This window comes from Flavobacterium sp. FlaQc-52 (assembly GCF_044007495.1).
Classification (GTDB): Bacteria; Bacteroidota; Bacteroidia; order Flavobacteriales; family Flavobacteriaceae; genus Flavobacterium; species Flavobacterium cupriresistens.
Genome location: NZ_JBIPCV010000021.1, coordinates 1 through 25,636 on the forward strand (window position 1 = coordinate 1; position 25,636 = coordinate 25,636).

General features: G+C 35.1%; 18 protein-coding genes. 5 read left to right on the forward strand and 13 right to left on the reverse strand.

The genetic code is table 11. The features are described 5' to 3' along the window. The 3 genes from ACHRV5_RS21995 to ACHRV5_RS22005 all read left to right on the forward strand — a co-directional run. Positions 1 to 4,396, forward strand: a 4,396-nt coding sequence (locus tag ACHRV5_RS21995; RefSeq protein ID WP_395428255.1) for a gliding motility-associated C-terminal domain-containing protein, incomplete at its 5' end; no start/stop codon positions are given. Between the two features lie 66 nt (positions 4,397 to 4,462). Then, complete coding sequence (locus ACHRV5_RS22000; protein WP_395428256.1) at positions 4,463 to 5,380, forward strand: type IX secretion system membrane protein PorP/SprF; 918 nt, start codon at positions 4,463 to 4,465, stop codon at positions 5,378 to 5,380. A gap of 11 nt (positions 5,381 to 5,391) precedes the next feature. Then, the gene (locus ACHRV5_RS22005) at positions 5,392 to 7,317 is read left to right on the forward strand and encodes an OmpA family protein (RefSeq protein WP_395428257.1); all 1,926 of its coding nucleotides are present in this window, start codon (positions 5,392 to 5,394) and stop codon (positions 7,315 to 7,317) included. Between the two features lie 65 nt (positions 7,318 to 7,382). Here ACHRV5_RS22005 and ACHRV5_RS22010 read toward each other — a convergent pair whose 3' ends face one another. The 9 genes from ACHRV5_RS22010 to ACHRV5_RS22050 all read right to left on the reverse strand — a co-directional run bounded on the left by ACHRV5_RS22010 (position 7,383) and on the right by ACHRV5_RS22050 (position 17,344). Next, a complete protein-coding gene (locus tag ACHRV5_RS22010) occupies positions 7,383 to 7,997 on the reverse strand; it encodes a hypothetical protein (RefSeq protein WP_395428258.1) in 615 nt (204 codons plus the stop codon). Positions 7,998 to 8,354: 357 nt separating this feature from the next. Beyond that, entirely contained in the window at positions 8,355 to 8,861 is a 507-nt protein-coding gene (locus ACHRV5_RS22015) for a CAP domain-containing protein (protein WP_047773741.1), read from the reverse strand. A 170-nt stretch (positions 8,862 to 9,031) separates the two neighbouring features. After that, positions 9,032 to 9,676 (reverse strand): pyridoxamine 5'-phosphate oxidase, encoded by a 645-nt coding sequence (gene pdxH / locus ACHRV5_RS22020; protein ID WP_395428259.1) that lies wholly within the window; start codon positions 9,674 to 9,676, stop codon positions 9,032 to 9,034. A gap of 100 nt (positions 9,677 to 9,776) precedes the next feature. Next, positions 9,777 to 10,682, reverse strand: coding sequence for a ribonuclease Z (locus tag ACHRV5_RS22025; protein WP_230002422.1), 906 nt, complete (start codon positions 10,680 to 10,682; stop codon positions 9,777 to 9,779). A gap of 398 nt (positions 10,683 to 11,080) precedes the next feature. After that, entirely contained in the window at positions 11,081 to 11,413 is a 333-nt protein-coding gene (locus ACHRV5_RS22030) for a hypothetical protein (protein WP_047773303.1), read from the reverse strand. A 126-nt stretch (positions 11,414 to 11,539) separates the two neighbouring features. Further along, positions 11,540 to 12,463: an aspartate carbamoyltransferase catalytic subunit gene (locus tag ACHRV5_RS22035; protein ID WP_230002423.1), complete on the reverse strand. Its 924-nt coding sequence runs from the start codon at positions 12,461 to 12,463 to the stop codon at positions 11,540 to 11,542. A gap of 50 nt (positions 12,464 to 12,513) precedes the next feature. Next, on the reverse strand, positions 12,514 to 13,053 hold the full coding sequence (gene pyrR, locus ACHRV5_RS22040) for a bifunctional pyr operon transcriptional regulator/uracil phosphoribosyltransferase PyrR (protein WP_047773308.1): 540 nt from the start codon (positions 13,051 to 13,053) through the stop codon (positions 12,514 to 12,516). Between the two features lie 187 nt (positions 13,054 to 13,240). Further along, complete coding sequence (locus ACHRV5_RS22045) at positions 13,241 to 15,985, reverse strand: fibronectin type III domain-containing protein (protein ID WP_395428260.1); 2,745 nt, start codon at positions 15,983 to 15,985, stop codon at positions 13,241 to 13,243. Positions 15,986 to 16,138: 153 nt separating this feature from the next. Beyond that, positions 16,139 to 17,344: a DUF418 domain-containing protein gene (locus tag ACHRV5_RS22050; protein WP_395428261.1), complete on the reverse strand. Its 1,206-nt coding sequence runs from the start codon at positions 17,342 to 17,344 to the stop codon at positions 16,139 to 16,141. Between the two features lie 252 nt (positions 17,345 to 17,596). Between ACHRV5_RS22050 and ACHRV5_RS22055 the strand changes: the two genes are divergently transcribed. After that, positions 17,597 to 17,770: a hypothetical protein gene (locus tag ACHRV5_RS22055; protein WP_395428262.1), complete on the forward strand. Its 174-nt coding sequence runs from the start codon at positions 17,597 to 17,599 to the stop codon at positions 17,768 to 17,770. 86 nt (positions 17,771 to 17,856) lie between these two features. Here the strand turns inward: ACHRV5_RS22055 and ACHRV5_RS22060 are convergent, their stop codons facing one another. Together ACHRV5_RS22060 and ACHRV5_RS22065 are read right to left on the reverse strand one after the other, a co-directional pair. After that, on the reverse strand, positions 17,857 to 19,476 hold the full coding sequence (locus ACHRV5_RS22060) for an ABC-F family ATP-binding cassette domain-containing protein (RefSeq protein WP_047773313.1): 1,620 nt from the start codon (positions 19,474 to 19,476) through the stop codon (positions 17,857 to 17,859). 467 nt (positions 19,477 to 19,943) lie between these two features. Next, the gene (locus tag ACHRV5_RS22065) at positions 19,944 to 20,717 is read right to left on the reverse strand and encodes a redoxin domain-containing protein (protein ID WP_395428263.1); all 774 of its coding nucleotides are present in this window, start codon (positions 20,715 to 20,717) and stop codon (positions 19,944 to 19,946) included. A 120-nt stretch (positions 20,718 to 20,837) separates the two neighbouring features. On the opposite strand from ACHRV5_RS22065, the gene ACHRV5_RS22070 reads away from it, so the two are divergent. After that, positions 20,838 to 21,758: a hypothetical protein gene (locus tag ACHRV5_RS22070; RefSeq protein WP_395428264.1), complete on the forward strand. Its 921-nt coding sequence runs from the start codon at positions 20,838 to 20,840 to the stop codon at positions 21,756 to 21,758. A gap of 36 nt (positions 21,759 to 21,794) precedes the next feature. On the opposite strand, the gene ACHRV5_RS22075 is transcribed toward ACHRV5_RS22070, so the two are convergent. Next, the gene (locus ACHRV5_RS22075; protein ID WP_395428266.1) at positions 21,795 to 22,493 is read right to left on the reverse strand and encodes a DUF3592 domain-containing protein; all 699 of its coding nucleotides are present in this window, start codon (positions 22,491 to 22,493) and stop codon (positions 21,795 to 21,797) included. Positions 22,494 to 22,757: 264 nt separating this feature from the next. After that, positions 22,758 to 25,636 (reverse strand): glycosyl hydrolase family 18 protein (locus tag ACHRV5_RS22080; protein ID WP_395428268.1); only part of this gene is annotated, 2,879 nt, incomplete at its 5' end.

Sequence of the window (25,636 nt, forward strand, 5' to 3'; positions counted from 1 at the left end):
TACTCAGGCTGGAACATTAAACACTACTGTTCAATGTAGTGATGCTGCAGCATTAACTGCTGCTCAAAATCAAGCTCCTGCAGCTACAGCCAATTGTTCAATTGTAACTTACACCAAAACAAGTGGTTCTTTTATTGCCTCTGAAGGTTGTGCTAACGCTGGAACGTATACCAACTCTTGGGTTGCAAAAGATGATTGCGGAAACGTTACGGATGCCTTTATTCAAGTAATTACTATTGAAGATACCACTGCCCCAACTTGGACAACTGAGGCCGGAACATTAAACGTTACTGTTCAATGTAGTGATGCAACTGCTTTAAATGCTGCTCAAACACAATTCCCTATTGCAGCTGACGCTTGTGATACTGATGTTTCGAATATCGTAAAAACAAGCGGTGCTTTTGTAGCTTCTGAAGGTTGCGCTAACGCTGGAACTTATACTAACACTTGGACTGTAAAAGATGATTGTGGAAATACTTCTGATACCTTCACGCAAATCATTACCATCGAAGATACTACTGCTCCAACTTGGACAACTCAGCCTGGAACATTAAATGCTACTGTTCAATGTAGTGATGCAACAGCTTTGACTACTGCTCAAACACAATTCCCAGTTGCTACTGATTCTTGTGATGGTGATGTTTCTAATATCGTAAAAACAAGCGGTGCTTTTGTGGCCTCTGAAGGTTGTACTAACGCTGGAACTTATACTAACACTTGGACTGTTAAAGACGATTGTGGTAATACTTCTGATACTTTCACGCAAGTGATTACAATCGAAGATACCACTGCTCCAACTTGGACAACTGAGGCCGGAACATTAAACGTAACTGTTCAATGTAGCGATGCAACGGCTTTAACTACTGCTCAAACACAATTCCCAGTTGCTACTGATTCTTGTGATGGTGATGTTTCTAATATCGTGAAAACAAGTGGTGCTTTTGTAGCTTCTGAAGGTTGCGCTAACGCTGGAACTTATACTAATACTTGGACGGTGAAAGATGATTGTGGTAACACTTCAGATGTTTACACTCAAGTAATTACTATCGAAGATACCACAGCTCCAACTTGGACAACTGAGGCCGGAACATTAAACGTAACTGTTCAATGTAGTGATGCAACAGCTTTGACTACTGCTCAAACACAATTCCCGATTGCTACTGATTCTTGTGATGGTGATGTTTCTAATATCGTAAAAACCAGCGGTGCTTTTGTGACCTCTGAAGGTTGTACTAATGCCGGAACTTATACCAATACCTGGACTGTAAAAGATGATTGTGGTAACACTTCAGATGTTTACACTCAAGTGATTACTATCGAAGATACCACAGCTCCAACTTGGACAACTGAGGCCGGAACACTAAACGTAACTGTTCAATGTAGTGATGCAACAGCTTTGACTACTGCTCAAACACAATTCCCGGTTGCTACTGACTCTTGTGATGGTGATGTTTCGAATATCGTAAAAACAAGTGGTGCTTTTGTAGCTTCTGAAGGTTGTGCTAATGCCGGAACTTATACTAATACCTGGACTGTTAAAGATGATTGTGGTAATACTTCTGATACTTTCACGCAAGTGATTACAATTGAAGATACCAGTAAACCAATATTTACCGGAGATCTTCCAAAAGACAGTACTGTTTCTTGTGACGCTGTTCCTGCGCCTGCTCAACTAGTAGTTTCAGACAGTTGCACTTCAGATTTACCAATTGTTTTCACTGAAACAAAAAGTGATATTCAAAATCAATGTGATTCTAATTATACCTTAACACGTACCTGGACAGCAACGGATTGCTCTGGTAACACTACATCTTATGTTCAAATTATAACCGTGAGAGATACAACAGCTCCAACGGGAACTGTTCCTACAGATGTTACCGGTTTAGAGAGCATAGCTCTTATCCCTGCCGGTACACCACAAGATGTAACAAATGTTTCTGACAATTGTGATTCAAATGTAACAATCACCGTAACTGACACCAATAACGGAGGAAGTGGTTGTGATGGAAATGCTTATATCTTAACCAGAACTTACACCCTTACAGATTGTGCTGGTAATAAAACAGAACTGGTACAAACCTTTACTGTCGAAAATAAAGTGTCCGTAAGCGGAATTGCTTCGAACGTAACTTGTCTTGGTGGTACTGATGGTTCAATCATGATTACAAGTAGTCCTGGTGCTACAGTTGTAATTAGAAATCAAAACAATGAAGTTGTTGGAAATACAAACTTACCCGCTGGTACTTATACCTTAACGGCAACATCGTCAGTTAACAATGGAAACCAAACTTGTACAGCAACAGCTACCGTTGTCATAACACAACCGGATTACAAAGTAAAAATATCCGGACAAATTATTAATGCTGATACCAATACACCTATTGCCAACGTACCGGTAACATTAATTCCACAAGGTACTACAACAGGTCCAATTCTATTGCGCATCACTGGTGCAGATGGTATATACAATTTCTCAGGTGTTCCGACAGGAAGCTACCTGGTTCAGGTTCAGGACGCTAATTTAAGTAGCGTACACCAATTATATCCGGTGGATTCAAATGTATTCCTTACTACTCTTGAAGAATGTAAATTTCAAGTGCATAATTTCTTATATGGATCATCAACTCGACCTGTTTTAGGAGATTATGTTTGGTACGACACCAACGGTAACGGAATTCAAGACGAATGGTACGATGCCAATAATGATGGAATTGTAACCAAAAATACTCCTGACGCAAATGGTGCAATCGACTATAGCCAATGGGAATGGATTGATCTTAATGGCGATGGTAATTTTACCGGTCCTCAAAATGTTGGAGAATTAAATGAAGGAGGTTTTGGTAATGCGTTAACACCTAATGTGATTATTGATGGGCCTAACGGTTATCATAAAGAAGTTATTGTAAGCCAAACAGGATTCTGGAGAGACCGACCAGAAACAGCAAATCCTAATGGAGATTATACGATAAAATTGGTAAAAGATGCTAATCTGGATGCTGTTGCTACAGCACTCGGAGCAACTGGTTTAGTAAAAGTGCTTCCATCAGGAGCAGGTAAAAATATTACCTCTAAAGTAAACCAGGCACAATTGCATAACGTTTGTCAAATAACAAGTCCTAGCAGTTATATTGTTACTGTAACTCCTCAAGATTTGATTCATCTAAATGCTGATTTTGGTGTTAATTGCAAATTAGTTAGAGACATAGTTGCCAATGACGATACTGCCGGTCCATTTCCTAGTGTAAATCAAATCACTCCAAATGTGCTGAATGTATTACCAAATGATACTATTGAAGGTGTAGTTGTAAAACCATCGGATGTTATTATTTCAACCGTAACACCAAACGAGTTCTTGCAATTAAATTCAGATGGTAGTGTTAATATTCTTCCAAATGCACCAATAGGTACTTTAACATTAGTGTATCAAATATGCGAAGCGGATAATACAGGTAACTGCGATACAGCAACTGTAACGGTAACCATTATTGCTCCACCGGCTATTTTAGCTAATGATGATACGTATTCTAATATTGGTTGCGGTACTTTCGGAGTAGTGGGTAATGTTCTTGATAATGACTTCATTGGCACTACAAAAACTACAATAGAATTAGTAAACTTCACCTTATTGAGTGATACAAACAATGCTAATTCTAAAACGGATCCGAATATAACAATTGATGCTTCGGGTAATGTAACGGTATCGAGTTTAACTCCTGCTGGAACGTATACGTATAACTATCAAATTTGTATTAAAGCGATTCCGGACATCTGTGACACCGCAACTGTTACAATAACGGTAGTTCCACAAGAAGTAATCAATATCAACAGTACAGCTTGTAAAGCGGATTCAACTCCTCTTAACTTAGATACTTTACTTCCTCCAAACACTCCGTTGACCGGAACATGGATTGATACCAGTAACAGTAACGCCTTACAAGGTAACACACTCAACCCGTTTGGATTAGCAATAGGTACTTATACATTTGAATATACAATAAATGATGAAAATTGTCCAAAAAGTATTACCTTAACTATGGAAATAAACGATGATTGTAGTGTACTGGCCTGTCAAAGAGTTTTAATACACAATGCTTTCTCTCCAAATGGTGATGGTAAAAACGATTATTTCCAAATTGACAATATCGATGAAACAACTTGTTATCCTGAAAATACGGTAGAAATATACAATCGTTGGGGAGTATTAGTGTTTGATACAACTAATTACAATAACACAACCAATGCATTCGACGGAACTTCCAGAGGAAGAACAACCATTAAACAATCTGATGGTTTGCCAACAGGTACTTATTTCTACATCATTACCTATAAATCGTTAGATGGAAATAACGTAGCTCAAAATCATAAAGAAAGTGGTTATCTGTATTTATCCAAATAAAAACAGACTTCCCTGAGATCGAATCACAAACATTGATAAAAACAATTGGTATAATAAATAACTGCTATGAGAACAAAATTAATTTTATTCGTCATAATGTTTACTGCAATTGCCAGTCATGCACAACAAGATGCACAGTATACGCAATACATGTACAACACCATAAACATCAATCCGGCATATGCGGGATCCCGAGGAGTATTAAGTGTTTTCGGTTTATATCGTACACAATGGGTGGGACTTGACGGCGCACCTAAGACGGGTACTCTTTCGGTTAACACACCTATAAACAATAGTCATCTGGGAGTTGGAGTTTCATTGGTGAGCGACAAAATCGGACCCACCAATGAAAATACGCTTTCTGCAGATCTCTCGTATAGCATTCAGGTCTCTGCCGAATCCAAAATTTCGTTTGGAATAAAGGGATCTGCTAATTTATTCAATTTAGATATCAATAAATTGAACCCAGCCGATCAGGGAGATCCGCAATTTCAAGATTTCAGCAGTAAATTCTCTCCTAATATCGGAGCCGGGGTTTACTGGCATTCTGATAAAGCTTATGTTGGACTATCGGTACCAAACTTTATTGAAACCAATCGTTATGATGACAATGATATCGCGATCTACAAAGATAAAATCAATTATTATTTCATGACCGGTTACGTTTTTAATTTAGATCATTACCAATACATCAAATTTAAACCGGCTGCACTCGTTAAAATGGTACAAGGTGCTCCTTTACAAGTAGATGTTTCTGCCAATTTTATGTTCAACGATAAATTTGTTGCCGGTTTAGCCTACAGATGGAGCGCTTCACTCAGTGCGATGGTCGGATTTCAAGTCACAGATGGTTTATATATTGGATATGGTTACGATCGTGAAACTACGAGACTAAACAACTACAATTCAGGATCGCATGAAATATTCTTACGATATGAATTCTTCTCCAATAAAGGTAAAATGACAACTCCTCGTTTCTTCTAAAAATGATAATCATGAAAAATTATATCCTACTTTGTCTGACAATTATTATTGTTTTTTCATTTGACAGTTATTCTCAGCAGTCGAAAGTAAATTCCGCCGATAAAAAATACGATCATTATGCCTATATCGATGCCATAAAGACTTATGAACGTGTGGCCGAAAAAGGATACAAGTCTGAAGATATGTTCAAAAAACTAGGTAACTCCTATTATTTTAACTCTGAATTTGAAGGTGCGGCAAAATGGTACGGCGAATTATTTGCCATGAATACCAATGTAGAATCGGAGTATTATTACAGATATGCTCAATCTTTAAAGTCAACCGGACAAATAGATAAAGCAAACAAAATTTTGGATGAATTTGATTCAAAATTTAAAAATGACAGCAGAGGTAAACTTTATGCCGGAAATTTAAACTATCTGGATCAGATTAAAGAAAATTCCGGTCGTTATACCATTGAAAATGCAGGTATTAATTCAAAGTATTCCGATTATGGAACTTTTGTACACAACAATAAAGTCTATTTTGCTTCGGCTAGAGACACCGGAAATTTTTCACAACGCAAACACAAATGGACAAATGAATATTTTACCAACATCTACATGGCCGATGTGGATTCTGTTAAAGTATCAAAGATAAAAAATGCGTTAAACACCAAATTTCATGAATCCTCACCGGTCTTTACTAAAGATGGTAAAACCATTTATTTCACAAGAAACAATTATCTAACAGGAAAAAAAGGAAAAGATGTCAATAAAACTACTTTAATAAAAATATACAAAGCGACTCTTGAAAATGGTAAATGGGCCAATGTAACACCATTATCTTTTGATAGTGACAATTACAGTACTGCTCATCCTGCTCTGAGTCCGGACGAGAAAACATTATACTTTGCTTCTGATATGCCCGGAACATTGGGACAATCTGATATTTTCAAAGTAGCCATAAACAGTAATGGTGATTTCGGAACGCCTGAAAACTTAGGTAACAGTATCAATACCGAGGGCAAGGAAACTTTCCCGTATGTGACCAATGAAGATGAAATCTATTTTGCCTCTGACGGGCATCCCGGACTTGGTGGTCTGGATGTTTTTGTGGGTGAAATTGCAAAAGACGGAACCATCCGTAACATTCAAAACCTCGGAAATGATGTTAATTCTCCAAAAGATGACTTTGCTTACGTAATTGACCCTGTTTCGAGAAAAGGGTATTTTAGCTCCAATAAAGACGGTGGACAGGGTTCTGATGATATATATAAATTTCTGGAAACCAAAAGGCTAAGATGCATCCAAGAACTAAGCGGACTCATTACTGATGCTGAGACCGGGGCTATTTTACCCGGAGCAAAAGTAACTTTGTTCAACAATCAGATGGAGACTGTAGCTACGACAATTGCGGATGCTACCGGATCTTATAGTTTTCCTGTCGAATGTGGTAAAACTTATAATGTAAGAGCCGAAAAAACCGACTACACCACCAGAGAAGTAAGCATTACTATCGAAAAAACAACCGGAAAAACGACCTTATCTATTGCTCTTGAAAAATCTACCTGTAAAGTAACTGTGGGAGATGATTTAGGAAAATGTTTTGGCATAAAAATGATCTATTTCGACTTGGACAAATATAACATCCGTCCCGAAGCTGCTTTGGATTTAGAAAAAATATTGGCTACATTAAATGATTACCCAACAATGAAAATTGATATTCGTTCTCATACCGATAGTCGCGCCACTTTTAAATACAATGAAGTTTTGTCAAACAACAGAGCTAAATCTACTATTAGCTGGTTAATTAAAAATGGTATTGCACCAAACCGATTAACAGGAAGAGGATATGGAGAAACAGAACTCGTAAACAAATGTGCTGATGGCGTGCCTTGTACAGAAGAGGAGCACCAACAAAACAGACGAAGTGAGTTTATTATTACGGCATTGTAATTTGAATTACAATAAGATGATCACGTTTCTAAAAGCTGTCTATTCGTTTAGACAGCTTTTTCTGTTTAAGAACCAGTCTTTTCCTTATTTCTTTTTAGAATTTTAGTACTAACTATTATTTTCAATTGTTTTGAAATTAAATAATAGATACCAACGAATACTAAAAACATGATTATTTTCGCCAACAAAGCTAAAACGAAATTTGAAGGAAAGATTTCAAGATCTTTATACATTGTCCATGAACCAGGTAAATAATCTCTATGAAAAGTAATCGTTAATATTACAAATTTCTCAATTGATACTATCAGTAAAAAGCTAAATAGTATTCTCAATAAAACATTTTTTCTAACTTTTTTTATCCGAAGTAATTGTGTAACTGCAAACCATAAAATAGACTGCGTCCAAAATCCAAACCAATATTTTCCAAACATCCTATGTATCATTTGATTTTGTTCCTCCACATCGCCTACTGCATAAAAAAATATAATTCCACTTACCCAAACGAGTAAATATAGTATACCAACAAACGAAATAAATTTTGAAGTTTCTTCGTCTAATGCAAATAAAATTGGTTTCTTGAAAAATATAGAAACTAATAGAAACAACAAAGAATACAACCCAAACGCTGTAAAAAAGTCAACTGTAATTATTTGAAGTATAAGAATAATATTATTTTGCATTCATTCTGGATTAATTTTAAAAACGAGCAGAAAAATTCTGCTAAAGTAAATCTTTCTCCCTTCAGAAAAGACAAAAAATGAGCGTAAATCTGCAAAATCTGCATTAGACTATAACCGTAATCTCGTTCTATCAAACCAAGAATAAAATGTATTTAATTGTTTGCGAGTTTCGTGTGTCCTTTCTAAGAAGGAGAAATCACATCCAATATTCCATGTAGTGTCTGCTTAGCGTGTGTGATTTCTCCTTCGTCGAAAGGACAAAAATGAGCCTAAATCTACGTAAACCAAAGTCATTTTTAACAAAAAAAGCCGCTGCAACTTAGAGCTACAACGACTAACTAATCCAATTCAATACATTTATATTTTCGCGAATATATTCGTGTAATATTTATAACCTGTAGCGGAATCTGTCGAAACAGAAATCCCAAAGTGAGTAAAATTTCCTTCTATATTTTTCTTATGCCCTGGGCTTTCTAACCAGGCTTTTAGAGCAGCTTCAGAAGATTTGTAATTACGAGCTACATTCTCTCCAACATTTTTCGCTGCCAACGCTTTCATAATACTTTCTGATCTCGAAACAAAATCGTTATGATCCGCAACATTGTTCGCAATCATATACACATTGTGCTGTTCGCATTTATTCGAAATAAAATTTATTTTTTCTAATGCATTTAAACCAACACTTACACGATAGTTATTTATAAGTTGCATTAATTCCAACTCAGAAGGATTGTAGGTGTAGTTTGAAGTCAAGGCTTCAGCTGTAGTAGTATTATCTGCTTTACCGTCTGCGGTATCAGCAGAACATGAGTTCATTGCGATTACTATCACAACGAACATCATGCCGCGCAAAATCTTTTTCATAGTCATTAGCATTTTAGCGTCTTAAAGTAGATGTTGGGGCAAATCCTTTAAAATTATTTTAATAAAATAGTTATCACTTTATAGATCAAACATATTTAAAATATCGCTAAAAAGCAAAAATACTCGATGAAATACGCAATAAAATTTCAATTTATTGTAATTTTCTTACATTAAGATGACAGTCTTTCTATTTTCCATGAGAAATCCGACTGAATTTTGTATCTAATTCTGTCGTGCAACCTGTTGGGTCTTCCTTGCCAAAATTCTACTTCCAAAGGAGTCACTAAAAAACCTCCCCAATTTTCAGGTCTCGGAATTGGTTTTCCTTCAAACTCTTCTTCCAGTTTTTTGAGGTTTTCTTCCAAAAATAATCTTGACGGAATTACTTCACTTTGATTCGAAACAATAGCGCCCAATTTACTTCCGTCTGGTCGGGAATCAAAATAACCGTCAGAAATGTTTTCAGACGTCTTTTGCGCAATTCCTTTTATGATTACCTGTCTCTCCATCTCCTGCCAGAAAAACGACAAACAAACGTTTGGATTCGCCGCGATGGCCTTTCCTTTCTCAGAATTATAATTCGTATAAAAGATAAAACCTTCCTCAGAAAATTTTTTCAGTAAAACAACTCTCGATTTCGGAAAACCATCTAAACCAATTGTAGAAACGGTCATGGCATTAACCTCCCCATTTGCCCCAAAATCTTCTACCTCATGAAACCATAGGTTAAAAAGATTAATCGGATCTTCGGGGATCGTGTTTTCAAGCAATTCGCTTTTTTCGTAAGATTTTCTATAATTACTTAAATCATTCATATTTTTTGATTTTAGATTGTGGATTGTAGATTTTAGATTGCTGAATTAGGGATGAATAATCCAAAATAGAGCACACCTCCCCCGTAACTCATAACTTCCTTTAAAATTCAAAACTTCTTCCATCATCAGCAAGAAGTACATTGGGAAAAATTGTTTCGGCTTCTTCTTTAAAAACTGTAATATCGCCATAACGCGTAGAATAATGCCCCAAAACCAACTGTTTGACATTGGCTTTTAAAGCAATTGTCGCTGCTTCTTTGGCAGTACAATGAAGCGTTTTTCCCGCCAAGCTTTCTTCAGAATCCAAGAAAGTGGACTCATGGTATAAAACATCTACATTTTCAATTAGTGGGATTACTGCCTCATGATAACCGGTGTCTGAACAGAACGCATAACTCATTGGCGGAATCGGATCAAATGATAACTTTTCGTTCTCAATAATAGTCCCATCCTCAAGTGTAACATTTCCACCACCTTTTATTTTCTGATAGTAACAAGTATCTATATTATAATTTTGAACAGCATCGACATTCAGTTTTCTGTCTCCTGGTTTCTCCTGGAATAAAAATCCGTTGGTATAAACACGGTGTTTTAATGGAATTGTTTTTACAATAACCTTTTGATCTTCAAAAATAATTTCACTTTCTTTTGACTCCAGCTCATGAAAAAACAATTCATAGGTGGTCCACGAATTTGAAAGTCTTAATTGCAAAGTGATAATTTCTTTGATTCCTTTTGGCCCGTAGATGTGCAAATCTGTAGTACGTCCTAAAAGCGCAAAAGTCGAAATAGTACCAATTAATCCAAAAAAGTGATCCCCATGTAAATGCGAAATAAAAATGTGGTTGATTTTTGAGAATTTGATTTTATTCTTGCGCAGCTGAACCTGAGTTCCCTCTCCACAATCAATTAAAAACATTCTGTTTTTAATTTCTAAAACCTGTGAAGTAGGATTCGTAATTGTTCTTGGAGTGGCTGCATAACAGCCGAGTATGGTTAGTTTCATTTTAGATTGCAGATTGTTGATTTTAGATTTTAGATTACCCATCAAGGCAATATTCAATCATAATTTATTCAAAATTAAATCTAAAAACCGAACTCTAAACTACCAAATCATTTTTATTTTGAAAATAACATTCTAAACTGTAGCTAAAGGATCAAGCCAAAAGTTGTGGAGTAATTTGTGTAGACCCTTTCCATTATTAGCATTAACAGATTTTGAGGTTTATTTTACCATTAAGTGGCAAAGGTTTTTCCTATTTCTTGACCTTTGGACGGGTGTTATTACTCGCAAAGACGCAGAGTCGCTAAGTTTTTTATTTTAAACTTAACGAGATAAACGCTTTATAAAAAATAGTGCTCTTTCAGATTTAAATCTAAAATCTGAACTCAAAAATCTAAAATCTAAAATCCCAAGTCTCTTTCGATTTCTTCCATTTCGATAATATCATGTGCTTCCAATAAAGAAGGAACCACAATTAACTTATCTGAAATAGCATTAAAGTCAAGATCAGAAACTACAATTACAAATGATTTTTTCGCCTTTTTTTGCTGTTTCGAAAGTGGTAAAAACAGCTTTACATCTTTTTCAGAAAGTTCGGTATCTGCGGATAAATCTATTATAATATTTTGTTTTTCAAAGGTTTTAAATTGTTGCGTTACTTTTTCCAGGAAAGAATTAAAATCTCCCTGAGTATCTTTAATTGTAACGGTATGTCCTTTTTGATCTACTTTCATTTTATAATTTATAGAGGCTTGTATAATAAAATAATAATCCTGACTGCTAAGGTACGAAGATTTTTTAGAGTTTTGTGAATTGTAAAATGTGAACTGTAACTGCCCACTGAAACCGTAAACTAAAGCTTAAAGCTTAGACGCTAAAAGATAAATTACAGCCATTCTGATTGCAACCCCATTCTCCACCTGATTTAAAATCACAGATTGATTCGAATCTGCTACTTCACTGGTAATCTCTACTCCCCTGTTTATTGGACCCGGGTGCATGATGACAATTTCTTTGCTTAGCGAATCTAGTAATGGTTTGTCAACTCCGTATTGCTGTGCATATTCTCTTGTAGAAGGGAAAAAGTTAACATCCATACGTTCGTTTTGTACTCGTAACATATTGGCCACATCACACCATTCTAATGCTTTTCTCAAGTTGGGTTCGACTGTCACTCCAAGCGATTCGATATATCTTGGAATAAGTGTTTTGGGTCCACAAACTTTTACCTCAGCACCTTGCATTTGCAAAGCATATATATTCGATAATGCTACTCTGGAGTGCAAAACATCACCAACAATAACTACTTTTTTACCGGCAACATCTCCTAATTTTTCTCTGATAGAATAACTGTCCAACAAAGCCTGAGTTGGGTGTTCGTGTGCTCCGTCTCCGGCGTTCACAATACTTGCTTTGACATTTTTAGATAAAAAATAAGCCGCTCCGGGATTGGAGTGGCGCATTACGACCATATCCACTTTCATCGAAAGGATATTATTTACAGTATCAATCAGCGTCTCTCCTTTTTTTACAGAAGACTGGGCTGCAGAAAAACTAATGACATCGGCTGATAATCGTTTTTGAGCTAACTCAAAAGAAAGTTTGGTTCTGGTACTGTTTTCAAAAAAGATGTTGGCAATGGTAATATCTCGTAACGAAGGAACTTTTTTAATTGGTCGGTTGATGACTTCTTTAAAATGATCGGCAGTTTCAAAGATTAGGTTAATATCATTCTCATTGATATATTTAATTCCTAATAAATGATTTACGCTTAATTCTTTCATTTTGTTTCGATTATATTTTTTTAATTGTACTTTTTATAATGAAGAATAAACTAGCTCGTTATTAAATGAACAACATCTTCTCCCTCATTCTCTTTCCAGCTTACTTTTACTTTTTCACCATTAATGGCATCTACCTGACGGCCTCGATAATCAGGCTGAATAGGTAAATTTCGGCTAAAACGCCTGTCGATTAATACTAACAATTCAATTTCTGACGGTCTACCAAAAGACTGAATGGCAGTTAAAGCCGCTCGTATACTACGTCCGGTAAACAAAACATCATCTATAAAAATGACTTTTTTGTTTTCGACGATAAAATTGATTTGAGTTTTATTGGCTTCAAGCGGTTTATCAGTTCTGCGAAAGTCATCTCTAAAGAAAGTGATGTCTAAATACCCCAAAGGAATCTCGGGTGTTTTATACTCGTTCTCTAATAATTGTTTCAGACGTTCTGCTAAGAAAACACCTCTTGGTTGTATTCCAACCAAAATAGTATCCGAAAAGTCTAAGTGTTTTTCAATCAACTGACAAGCCAAACGATGGAGTATGATAGTAACTTCTTTTGAATTAAGTAATACTTTTTGGCTCATAGTAAAGTGTAATGTTTGGTTGGGCAAAAGTACAATAATTTTATGAATCTGTTGTTTTGATTATTTGAAAAATAAAAGATCACTTATCATTCTGTTTAAATCATGTCTTTGACTTTCCATATTTAGCAAAAAAAGCCCCTGCAATAGCAGAGGCTCTTAAACTTAAAAATCTTTATTTAAACCCTGATTAATTCACCACCAACTTCGCAGTAAACAATTTACGGGAATGTATTTTTAGAATATAAACTCCTTTTGGCAAATCCTGATTTATTAAAGAAAATTGATTGTTGTTTACATTTTTTGTAGCGTACAATAATTTTCCTTCCATATTGTAAATTTCAATTTCATCAATAGGATATTCTGATTGGATAAATGTTTCTCCATTACTACCTGTAGGATTTGGATATACTTTTAAACCATTATCAATTTTAAATTTATCGTTACCCAATTTCGTTTCGATTACTTCAAAAGAAACTCGGTTTGATACTTCGTTATAAGAATCATTTGTAAACATAACCAAAAAGTACTTTCCTTTTTCTGTCGGCAATTCAGGAGCTACAATGTTTTTAGTTCCTTGAGAAAGCCCTTCAAAATAAGTATAACTCACCAATGGTTTACTGTTTGGATTATCTCCGTCATGATAAATTCCTAACCAGTCTTTTACAATTCCCGGAGCGTCTGTCCAGGAAGCGCTGATTTGTTCGCCAAGATCATACACGGGTTTGTTGATCCATAATTCGGTAACAACAGCTCCAATTTTAAAGTACACTTTATTGCCAATAGCGTTAAAACCATCTTGTAAATAATACTCGGCATAATAATATCCTTTTGGCAAATTAGTGAATGATTTAGCGCCTGTAGCAGTTGTAACATATTGCCAGCTTGAAGCGGCAACGCCTGATCCCGGATTAACTCCCATCTTGTATATTCCAATCCAATCTTTCGCTAATTCCGGTCCATTGCTGTAATTTACAACTACAGGAGTTCCAACAGAATATTCGGTCTTATCGGTCGTTAAGACCGGAACTGGTCCAACATAAAAATATTTACGTGGAGCAATTTCTGTGTAACCGCCATTGGAAAATATAACAGCATAATAACGTCCTTTATTCGCTAATCCTTTTGGGAAATTAATAAACCCACTTGGATTCCCGTCGGTATACTGCCAGCTCAACGAAGGCGTTATTGCTCCCGGTGTCTGCCCCTCTTTGTATAATCCTACCCAAGTTGATGTACTCGCCGGAGCGTCTGTAAAATTAACTTTGATAGGGGCATTTTGTGAATAGGTTAAAGCATCAATGATTATCTCTGTATTTATAGTAGTACTTCCCGTAACAGTGAAGGTCTGCACATCACTCCAGGGAGACCATTCCAGATTGCGGTCTCTGTATCTTAATTTCACATAATACTTTCCATTTGGAAGTGAATTAGAAGCCAAATTCATTTTGGTAATATCCACACCCAGATTTATATTAACCGTAGAGTCTTTTTTAGTACCATATTTCCCGTATAAATTTTCGAAGTCACGGTACACTTCTTTTTTAACGATATCAAATGTCGGTGTTTGTGAAATTAAAAACTGACTGGTATTCAATAACTCATTTGTTGTGGTACTATAGGCTGAACCGGATATCGCTAATGGCAATGTCACATTTCCTGTAAAGGTATTCATGATCGATGGTTTTACGGGAGCTGCTTTGTTTTTATATCTGTGGAACTCATCCATTAATTGGTTGTTTTTCCATTTATCAACGCTTCCGATAGAATAACTTTCGATGTCCATTTTACCATTTACCACATCGATGTCAACAATTTGGTAAATCCAATTGCAGATTGTTTTTTGTACATCATCAAAATCCTGTTCAGTCGAAGACCCCCAATATTGATCCCAGGCTGTACCTCCCGAAATGATATTATAGGTCGGTGTATTTTTTAATTGTCCTCTATGGTAAAGATGGTGATGTGCTCCAATATGCATCGAATATTTCGGTGAAGTCACCAACAAAGGAACTGCGGTATTACGAACCCAAGTAGAAATATCACCCACGTATTGCTCTGCCTGATACGGTCTGTGACTCAAAGAAAAAATCCACTCTACCGTAGTATCCGTATTGGCTGCCGCGACAACCTTTTGTAACCACGCTAACTGCTCTGCTCCTGTATGTTCTGAACTTAAACTAATAAACAAAACATTACCTGCTTGTTGTGCATAATAATTCTCTGTTCCTGATGAAATTCCTTTATAAGAAAGTTCACTAATGTAAAAATGATCGTAATACGAATTCATTCCAAGTGTTCCGTAAGTCTCATGGTTTCCTACTGTTGTCTGAATAGGAATATTACCCGATAAACCTCTGTTCTTTTTAAAATGTACATTCTCATAATGATCCAAAGTACCTACATCGACCTGATCACCCACCATAAATGTCATCGCAATATTATCATCCGGAGATAGGGTTGCTCCCCATTTCTGTCTGATTTTTCTTTTGGCAGCCGACACTAAAGAATCGTAACGAGGTACTGCTTTCAATTGATTATCCCCCATAATCAAAAAGCGAATATGGCCATCTTTTGTAGCAGCTTGCCCCGGATTAGGCAGGGTTTTAAAAGAATAAACCGAAGACACTTCAGCTCCGGTTTTTATTCTGTAATAATATTTAGTATTAGGCGAAAGATTCATCAGCTTCGCACTGTGATAAAAATAATTCCCCGGATAACCTGAATCTGTAAAGACATTCGTATTACCCGTAACAGTTACATTAAGGCTGGTTGCAGCCGTTCCGTACTCTACAATAGATTCGGGATTACTGTTGGTTTTCCAGTTAACATAAATAGAGGTCGGTGTTGCATTTTGCAAATAAGGAAATAACGTTTGTGCACGTGAAGCTAAACTTATTCCTAAAAATAGTAGTAGATAGTAAAGTTTTTTCATAAGTTGTTTTTCGTTGTTTAGACGACACAAAAGTATTCTACCAAAATGCAAATACTTTTAAGACAACATTACCCTTCTTTTATCTTTACTTCTCTTTATTGTAAAGTTAACTATTAAAATTACCGAAATCTATTCCAGTCAATACCAGCACAATTATGCTGAAACTGGCTTCTTTTCTTTTGCAAAAGAAAACCATGTAAGTTTGTGCCAAAGTGACTCCAATGGTCCTTGTCGGTGTGTTTTAAGCCACCACGTACAAAAACTCAACTGCAATAAAAACAAAACAATACCGATCAACAATCCGAATGTTGCTCCGGTATATTGGTAAAGCCCTAAACCAAAACGATAGTATATAAAAGAGCCTAAAATAGATTGTGTAAAATAACAAGTCAAACTCATTTTTCCAAAAGGAATCAATTTTGTTAAAACCTTATTTACAGCTTCTTTTTGGTATAGCAACACAAATGTGCTTACCAAAACCACCATAAAAGTAACATTTGACCACGAAGTAAAGATGATTAATAAGCTGTTTACTAAATCCTTATTAGCAACAACATCCGGCAAAAAAGTTTTGAATCCAAAAATCGGAATAAACAATATTGAAGCATATAGTAATGCTTTTTTCCAAAACGCATTATTCGCCGGCGAGGCTACAAAAAGTTGCTTTCTTCCCACTATCATTCCAAACATGAATAGCGCCGGAGCTTGAAAAAATCTTCCATTTTCCCAAGACCAAAACATAGAAGCCCATCTGCCTATTGTTACATTACCTACTGCGTGATCCATAAACGAGCCATCTCTTAAATACGTATACATATCGCCATAATAGGCATTTGACCTATTAGCAGGAAGAACATAATCAGGGTTATAAAGAATATTAAAAAAATTGTACCATTCTAAAGGCAATGTCATTAAAAAAGCTGCTATAATCAATACATATTTCGTTTTCAGATTACAAACCGGAATCAAAATCAATCCTAAAACCGCATACATCATTAATATATCACCAGAAAAAAAGAGGGTATTTACCAGTCCAAAAACAAACAATATAGCAAGTCTCCAGACAAACCTTCCTCTAAAATCATTTCCTTTTTTAGCCTGATTGTCATTTTGAATAAAAAAGCTAAATCCAAACAGTAGAGAAAAAATCGCATATGATTTTCCCGCAAAAAGGAAAAATAAAGTATCCCAAATCACCTTATCTAATCTTTTTATTGATTCGGGCAGATACTCAGGTAAATGATAAAAATCAAAATGTTCTAAATTATGAAGTAACATAATAGCCATGATGGCTAAACCACGTAAGGCATCTATCACTTCTATTCGAGGTGACTTTAAACTAAAAGCGTTTTCTGACATAGGATATAAAGGATTTAATTAAAGGTATATCTCTCAAAAATAATTTTATTTCATCAAAATCTACAATCTAAATCCTCAATTATCAAGCATTTATAAATCTAATTTTTAACTATTCTCAATTAAGCTTAATAAATAATAGAAATTAAATAATAAAACAATTTCGGAAAATTATGTAACACCTAATTTCATAACAGTCAGTAACTTCATGTTAGAATAATACTTGTTTTTTTTTAGAATTAAAATAATAAAATCATGAAAAACAAAACACTAAAATTGACACTAGTATTCGTTATACTATTGACATTTACAAGCTGCGAAGTAATTGGAGATATTTTTAAAGCAGGAATGGGCTTTGGTATTTTTCTAGTTGTTCTTATCATTGCCCTCGTTGTTTTTATAATCAGTAAATTCCTTGGTGGAAAATAAGCATAAAAAAACCTGTTCGACAACGGAACAGGTTTTATCTTTTTATAGTAGAGAGTCCTTCTTTTTTCAAGATGGACTCTTTTCAATTACAAATTGTACATTTTCTTTCTTTGTTCTTGAATTTTTTCATCATCCAAATATTCATCAAAAGTCATGTAACGGTCGATAACGCCATTTGGTGTTAACTCTACTACTCGGTTACCAACTGTTTGTGCAAATTCGTGGTCATGAGTGGTAAAAATCACCGAACCTTTAAAGTTTTTCAATGAGTTGTTAAAAGCTGTAATCGACTCCAAATCCAAGTGATTTGTTGGCTCATCCAGCATTAAGATATTGGCACGCTCCATCATCATTCTAGACAACATACAACGTACTTTCTCTCCTCCTGATAATACACGACTAGTTTTTAACGCTTCTTCTCCTGAAAAAATCATTTTCCCTAAGAATCCTCTAATAAATACTTCATCACGCTCTTCTTCTGTTTTTGCATATTGACGCAACCAGTCTACTAAACTTAAATCATTTTCAAAAAACGAATGATTTTCAGCCGGTAAATATGCTTGGTTGGTTGTAATTCCCCAATCAAAAGTTCCGGAATCTGCTTTTTGTTCATTGTTTAAGATTTCATAGAACGCTGTAGTTGCACGTGAATCTTTAGAGAAAAGAACGATTTTATCGCCTTTTGCCATGTTCAAGTCCACATCTTTAAACAATAATTCTCCGTCTACAGAAGCGCTTAAATTTTCAACATTCAAAATTTGATCTCCTGCTTCACGATCCTGATCAAAAATAATAGCAGGATAACGACGGCTTGAAGGTTTGATTTCTGAAATATTCAATTTACTAATCATTTTTTTACGAGATGTAGCTTGTTTAGATTTTGCTACGTTGGCGCTAAAACGACGGATAAATTCTTCTAATTCTTGTTTCTTTTCTTCTGCTTTTTTGTTTTGCTGTGCACGTTGTTTTGCAGCCAATTGGCTTGACTCGTACCAGAACGTATAATTTCCTGAATAATGGTTTATTTTTCCAAAATCAATATCAGAAATATGAGTACAAACGGCATCTAAAAAGTGACGGTCGTGAGATACTACAATTACAGTATTTTCATAATTTGCTAAGAAGTTTTCTAACCAAGCGATGGTTTCAAAATCCAAATCGTTGGTAGGCTCATCCATGATCAGCATATCCGGGTTTCCAAAAAGAGCCTGTGCCAAAAGCACACGAACTTTAATTTTCCCCTCAAGATCGCCCATTAAAGTATAATGATGCTCTTCATTGATTCCTAAGTTAGACAACATTGATGCTGCATCTGAATCGGCATTCCAACCGTTCATTTCTTCAAATTGAACCTGAAGCTCCCCTATTCTGTCTGCGTTTTTATCGTTGTAGTCTAAATAAAGTTCATCCATTTCTTTCTTAACAGCGTACAGCACTTTATTCCCCATCAAAACGGTTTCCAAAACAGTATGCTCATCGAACATGTTGTGATTCTGGTTTAAAACCGACATACGTTTTCCCGGCTCTAAATGAATATGGCCAGAAGTTGGATCGATATCACCTGAAATGATTTTAAGAAAAGTAGATTTCCCAGCACCATTGGCTCCAATAACTCCATAAATATTTCCGTGCGTGAAAGTGGTATTTACTTCGTCAAACAAAATTCGTTTGCCAAATTGAACTGATAAATTATTGACTGTTAACATGAATGTCTTTTTAATTAATTTTGTGCAAAAGTAAGGAAAAAGGTTCAGAGCTGCAAAGAAACTAAGAGGCTAAGTTTAGATATGTATTTTTTTAAACCATATAAGTTATAGAAGTCCATTTTAGCTAACCGTATCGTTCAACTTCTTGCTAAATTCTATCTCTCGCAAAGGCGCTAATTTCTATCTTTTCAATACTTCTTATTTTAACACAAAACTTCCACTACTAACTGTATTTAAACAAAAGTTATATTTTCTTACATGCGCAAATTTTTAAACCATATAAGTTATAGAAGTCCATTTTAGCCAACCGTATCGTTTAACTTCTTGCTAAATTCTAGCTCTCGCAAAGGCGCTAAGTCGCTAATTTTTATATTTTCAACACTTCTTATTTTGAAAAAAACTCAACTACAAGCTGAATTTAAGCAAAACTTATATTTTCTTACATAACTTATATGGTTAAAAAAAAATCACATTTTGCTCTCTTTCGCTAAAGCAACTTCCAAACTCTCATAATTCGAGACAACTTTTTTGATTAAACCCTCTTTATCGAGAATAAAATGGGTTGGAAAAGCATTTAATTGTAACGTTTCATTCATATAAATTTTCATATTCGGAACCACAGAATAGGACAAAGGTCTCTTAGTCAAAAATGCTTTTAACTGCTGCGGATTATCTTCGGCCAGACTCACAAAAACAATATCTTTTCGGTCTTTATACTTTGAAACTAATGCATTGACATGCGGAAATTCTTTAATACAGGCTGCACAATGAATATACCAGCATTTAATGACAACTATTTTACCCTTCATCGTCTCATTTGAAACTATATTCCCGTCTAAATCTTTAAAAGAAAACTTTGGAAACGCGGTTCCTTCCATTTTTAAATTCTTGTCCGCATCAAAAGCCTCCTGAACGATTGTCGCTTTTATACTGGTATCCGAATCCGGTTTAATTTTAAACAACTTATAATTGTAAATAGCTTCTTCTGAAAGCAAACGTATCGGAATAAAATTTCCTTTTGTAAGCTCTTCCAGAAAAGCTTCTTTTGTCATTGCATTAGAAAGAGAATCAAGTGGTGTAAAATCTCTGGAGAGCATTATTTTTTTATTTTGATACGCCCACCAATCGGAAAATTTGCTTTGAATGGTAATAGGATCTACTTCAGGATTTCCGTATTTTGACTGCGCGAAGCAAGAAATAGAAATAAAAATTGCAGTAACAATACTAAGTAGTTTTTTCATGAAATTGTATAAAATAAATCAAATTCAAAAGTACTTAAAATTCTAAAAACTTTATTAGTACTTTTGAATACAATAGGATTTTCCATTATTTACATCCTCACTATTATAAGCTTTTTTTAAATGAAAAAATTATTTACTTCACTTCTAATTATAAGCAGTCTATTTAGTTTCTCACAAACAGAAAAATTATTTTATTATACCGAAAAGGACAGTTTATTAGGAGTGAAAAATCAAAACGGAAAGATTATTATTCCCTTGCAGCCTTCCCATTTTACAGATTCTTATCTTAATGGACAGGAAATAAAAACTAAGATTTTCAACCTGAATTTTTATCAATACTACAATCGAAAAGGAGATTTTTTATTTGATGTTTTTTTAACTTCTGAAGGCCCGGATGATATTAATGAAGGTTTTATTCGGTATACTGAAAATAAAAAAAGTGGTTTATACAGTGATCAGGGCGAAAAAATTATTCCGGCCAAGTACGATTGGATTTCGCGAATAAAATTTGGCTTTGCTCAATTTTGCAACGGCTGTCATTTTGATTATTCAAAAGACCCTGAGCATCCGCAATTAGTTGGTGGAATCTGGGGATATGTTGGTAAAAATGGAGTTGAAATACAACCAACTGAGAAACGAAATCACCTTAAAGATTTTGAAATAGAAAACCAAAAATTTATCCCATATCAATTTGAGTACAATGAAAAGGAAAAACAGATAGTCGCTTTTTTTGAAAAAAGAAAAAAGCAAATCCTTCAAATAAATGGTTCTGACTGTAAGGCCACCGAAATCTATTTTGAAATTGTTGGAAAACCGTCTGCACTTGACCCTTTTTATAAGATAGCAACCTTTGAATTATGTGGTTCTTATCTCCACAGCTCTAATGAGAGCTATGATGATTTTAAGAATTTTAAAGTCTCTGAAGACGGGAAAAAATTCTACGCCGTTTACTTAGATTCTTTTCATAGTAAGGAATATCTGGAATATGTCGAGAAAAAAATCCTTGTAGACAAATGGATTAAAAAGAAAATTAAGCATTAGAAATACTCAAACGTTCAATCGGCTTTGTCCTTTAAGTTAATTCTTCATCGCAGGTAAAAAAGAAATATCCATATAGTATTTCTTTGGATTTTTTGGGTCAATCATAACCTTAATAGGTTCGGTTCCTATAAAATCGGTAGGATCAAACCAAATGTTATCGCTTTTAAACACATACAATTCATTTGTATTTGTATCAAGCCACTGACTATAAATCAGAAAAGGGTTTCTACCATTTACGGCCAGTCCGTTATTAAACTTCACGTGAGCAAATTTTGTTGAAATACGTTTTCCATTTTCACGCAGGTATCGAATTTCTCTTTGTTTTACTTTATCAAACAAAATAATAAAGAAACCTATTAAAAAGAAAATCATTCCCAAAACCCCACAGATTAAAGGGCCGAGCCATAAAGATGTAAATCCGTTAATAGAAGCAGAATTGGGTTCGGCAGGATCGTATAACACTTCAACACTTTCTCCTACGCTATAACTTGGTGGACTAGTACTAAAAGAAGTAGTAAATTTCACTTCTTTACCTTCCTTTGTCTTAAATAAAACGAGCGGCTTATATACGATACTATTGTCAGATGTTGACTCGAGTAATTCAATAACTGTGCCTTGTGCTGTAACTGCTTTTTCCTGAAAAGCATGTTGCTTTTGGTAAAAATAAAGAGCTGCGGCGATTAAGACTAAACCAATACTTAAAAAGGTATATTTAATAAATGATAGCGCTTTCATACTTCGTTGTTTCTTGATACTGTTACAAAATTATTCGAAAATAAATTACAATTCTTACTTTCTCACTATTTTCCATAAAAAACCCGACAATACAATTGTCGGGTTCATAATGCATTCCTTCAGGCGAAAACCAAATAACAAATCACCTCAATTCGCAACATTTATTCGAAATATAAAAACCTGATTAAAAAATAAATATCCAAACTCAATTTTAACCGCCCCAATTTTTTTATTTCTAAATTTTCCATTCTTTAGTTCTAAACCTTAGTTTAAAAAGTTCATCACTTTGAATGATTTTTTATTTCCTGCTCTGTCCGTCACTATAACCACAAACAATTGTTTAGTCGTGAAGTTTCTGTTCTGAATCAGGATTTCTTTATTATTTTGAATGTTTTTATGACTTACTAAAGCTTGTCCGATAGTATTAAATACATCCACCTGAGCAATATCTTCTGTTTCATTTGAAACTGACAAAGCATCATTTTTAAAATAAGCTACTGTACTGCTCTTCGCTTCAATTTTATCCAGAGATAACATTTTTGCCGTTGCTTGTGAGGCAAAATATACTGCGTAAGCTTTAGATAATTCAGATGAATTACCACAAGAAGAAGCATCCCAGTTTACAGACCAAGTCATTAAACCTCTTAAAGAAGGATAAGGTCCGCCTGGCTGCATCGTGTATGTTCTTCCTGTAAAAGTCGTTCCGGTTCTTAAATAATGCATTGCATTAATTCCTTCTGCCGGCGTTATAAAACCGCTACCTGCTGCACTTGGACAAGCGGGTAATGCAATAAGAACTTTTGAAGCCGGTAAACCATCAAAACGCATTCCGGTTGTAGCAATGTTATACCCTTTTATTATCATATCCGTTAGGGCTGTTACCATGTTTGCTTTTTTAGCTGAACCATAATATTGGCCATCCAATCCGTTTTCACCACCTGTATTATACAATTGTACAGCTAACAAATCCAATTCATTACGCAAGTTTTGAATGATTGGCAGGAAGGAACCAAAAGTATCATTATAGGTAGAATATCCTCCTTGTACGTATTGTGTTTCCGGAGCTGCAGTTAATAAGAATCCAGGGCCATAGTATGCTTTTAATTCTTTGCAAGCATCTACTACGTTTTTCAATCTTGGATAAGCAGAAATACCCGCATAAGAAATATCTCTTAAACCTCCGGCATTAAAATTCATCGATCCGCCTTCAAAATCAATATCAACTCCATCAAATTGATACTCATCAATAATTGCTTTTAAACCATTAACAAAAATATTTTTTTGAGTTACATTGTCCAAAACAACATGACCATTTTGACCTCCAATAGAAACAATAACAGGAACGCCGCTATCTCTTAAGGATTTTATATCGTTCTTCAACAATTGCTTATTGAAAACATTATTCGTCAAATATCTAGTATCATTTGTAGTTAATACTGGTGTATAACCATCACGATTAGCGGTTTCTACGAAAGCATAATCAACTACGTTAAACTTACTTCCCACCATTTGAGAAAAATATAAAAATGGAGCACCAGCATTTTCCCAAGAATGCGCATATCCTAAAATAACTTTTGGAGGAAGCGGAATAAATCTGTTGGTGCTTATTGGAGCAATTTTAACCGTATTGTTTAATGTAGTTACAGCAGATTTATTATCAGTTGCTTTGATTACAACCGGATAATCCTGATAAGCAGTAGGTGTAAAATTATACGTATAAGTATTATTTGCACTTGCTGTCATGTTGAACGTACCACCATTGATGGTAATAGTAACACCTGAAACCGATCCGTCACTATCAACCGCTGTAACCGAAATTGGCACAACTTGGAAAGTACTTTGATATACAGTAGTATTCGATGGTGAACTCCAAGTAATTACAGGTAATTGATTTGGGCAGTTTGCACCAGAACAAGTTAATGTAAAACTATATGTTTTTGAATCTGTTGTTCCGTTTGACGCAGTAGTCGTAACAGTTAAGGTATGACTAAGCGAAAACTGATTTGCTACTGGTGTCCAAACCGCTGTATAAGTTCCTGAAGAATTGGTAGCATTCAAGCTTTGCCCATCTAAACTAAATGCAACAGATGAGATTGTAGTAGCATCAGCAGCACTTAATCCAACACTAGCAACAAAATTAATCGCTGCTCCTAAATTTATAGCAATCGCCGAAGCTGTTGGCGCTGTAATAGCAACCACCGGTTTAGTCACAACCACCGCTTGTGTATTAAAATTATAAACTTGTGGCGTTGTTGGCATTGCGAAATTCGCCAGATTATTTGGAAAATAAGCTACTTCCCCATTCTGCCAAGAATTCATTTTTAAGCTTGTTATGGTAGTATAACCAGATAAAACTGAATTAGCATAGCTGAAATTTCCTGAAGCATCAGTAGTAGCAATAATACTTACATAACCGTGTGTGTTGTCTGTCCAAGGTAAAATCAATTCTACTTTAGCGCCTGAAACTGGACTTGATCCGCTTTTAACACTTCCGCTGATTAAAGTTCCACCTGCAACAACTTGTTGCACAAAGTTTAATGTTTTATTAGCAGCAATAGCAGTATAAACTGTCGATGCCGGAGTAAAACTTAATCCTGTTTTTGCAGCTGTAACTGTATAATTTAACCCTGAAACTAAACTACCAAGTGTATAATTTCCACTTGCGTCTGAAGTAGTCGTTAATGTAGTTGATCCAGAAACTGCTGAAATTGTAACTCCCGAAACTGCAGTTGCTCCGTTTAATACTGATCCACTTACAGTGTAATATACTGGAGTAACCACTTGTGTAAAGTTCAACGTTTTATTAGCAGCAATTGCAGTATAAACAGTTGAAGCCGGTGTAAAACTTAAACCAGTTTTCACAGCTGTAACCGTGTAATCTAAACCTGCAACTAAATTTGCAATTGTATAATTTCCACTTGCGTCAGAAGTAGCTGTCAAAGTTGTAGCGCCAGAAACTGCTGAAACTGTAACTCCCGCAACTGCAGTCGCTCCATTTAAAACTGTTCCGCTTACTGTATAATATACCGGAGTAACAACTTGTGTAAAATTCAACGTTTTATTAGCAGCAATTGCTGTGTAAACTGTTGAAGCCGGTGTAAATGTTACACCTGATTTTGCAGCTGTTACTGTATAATCTAATC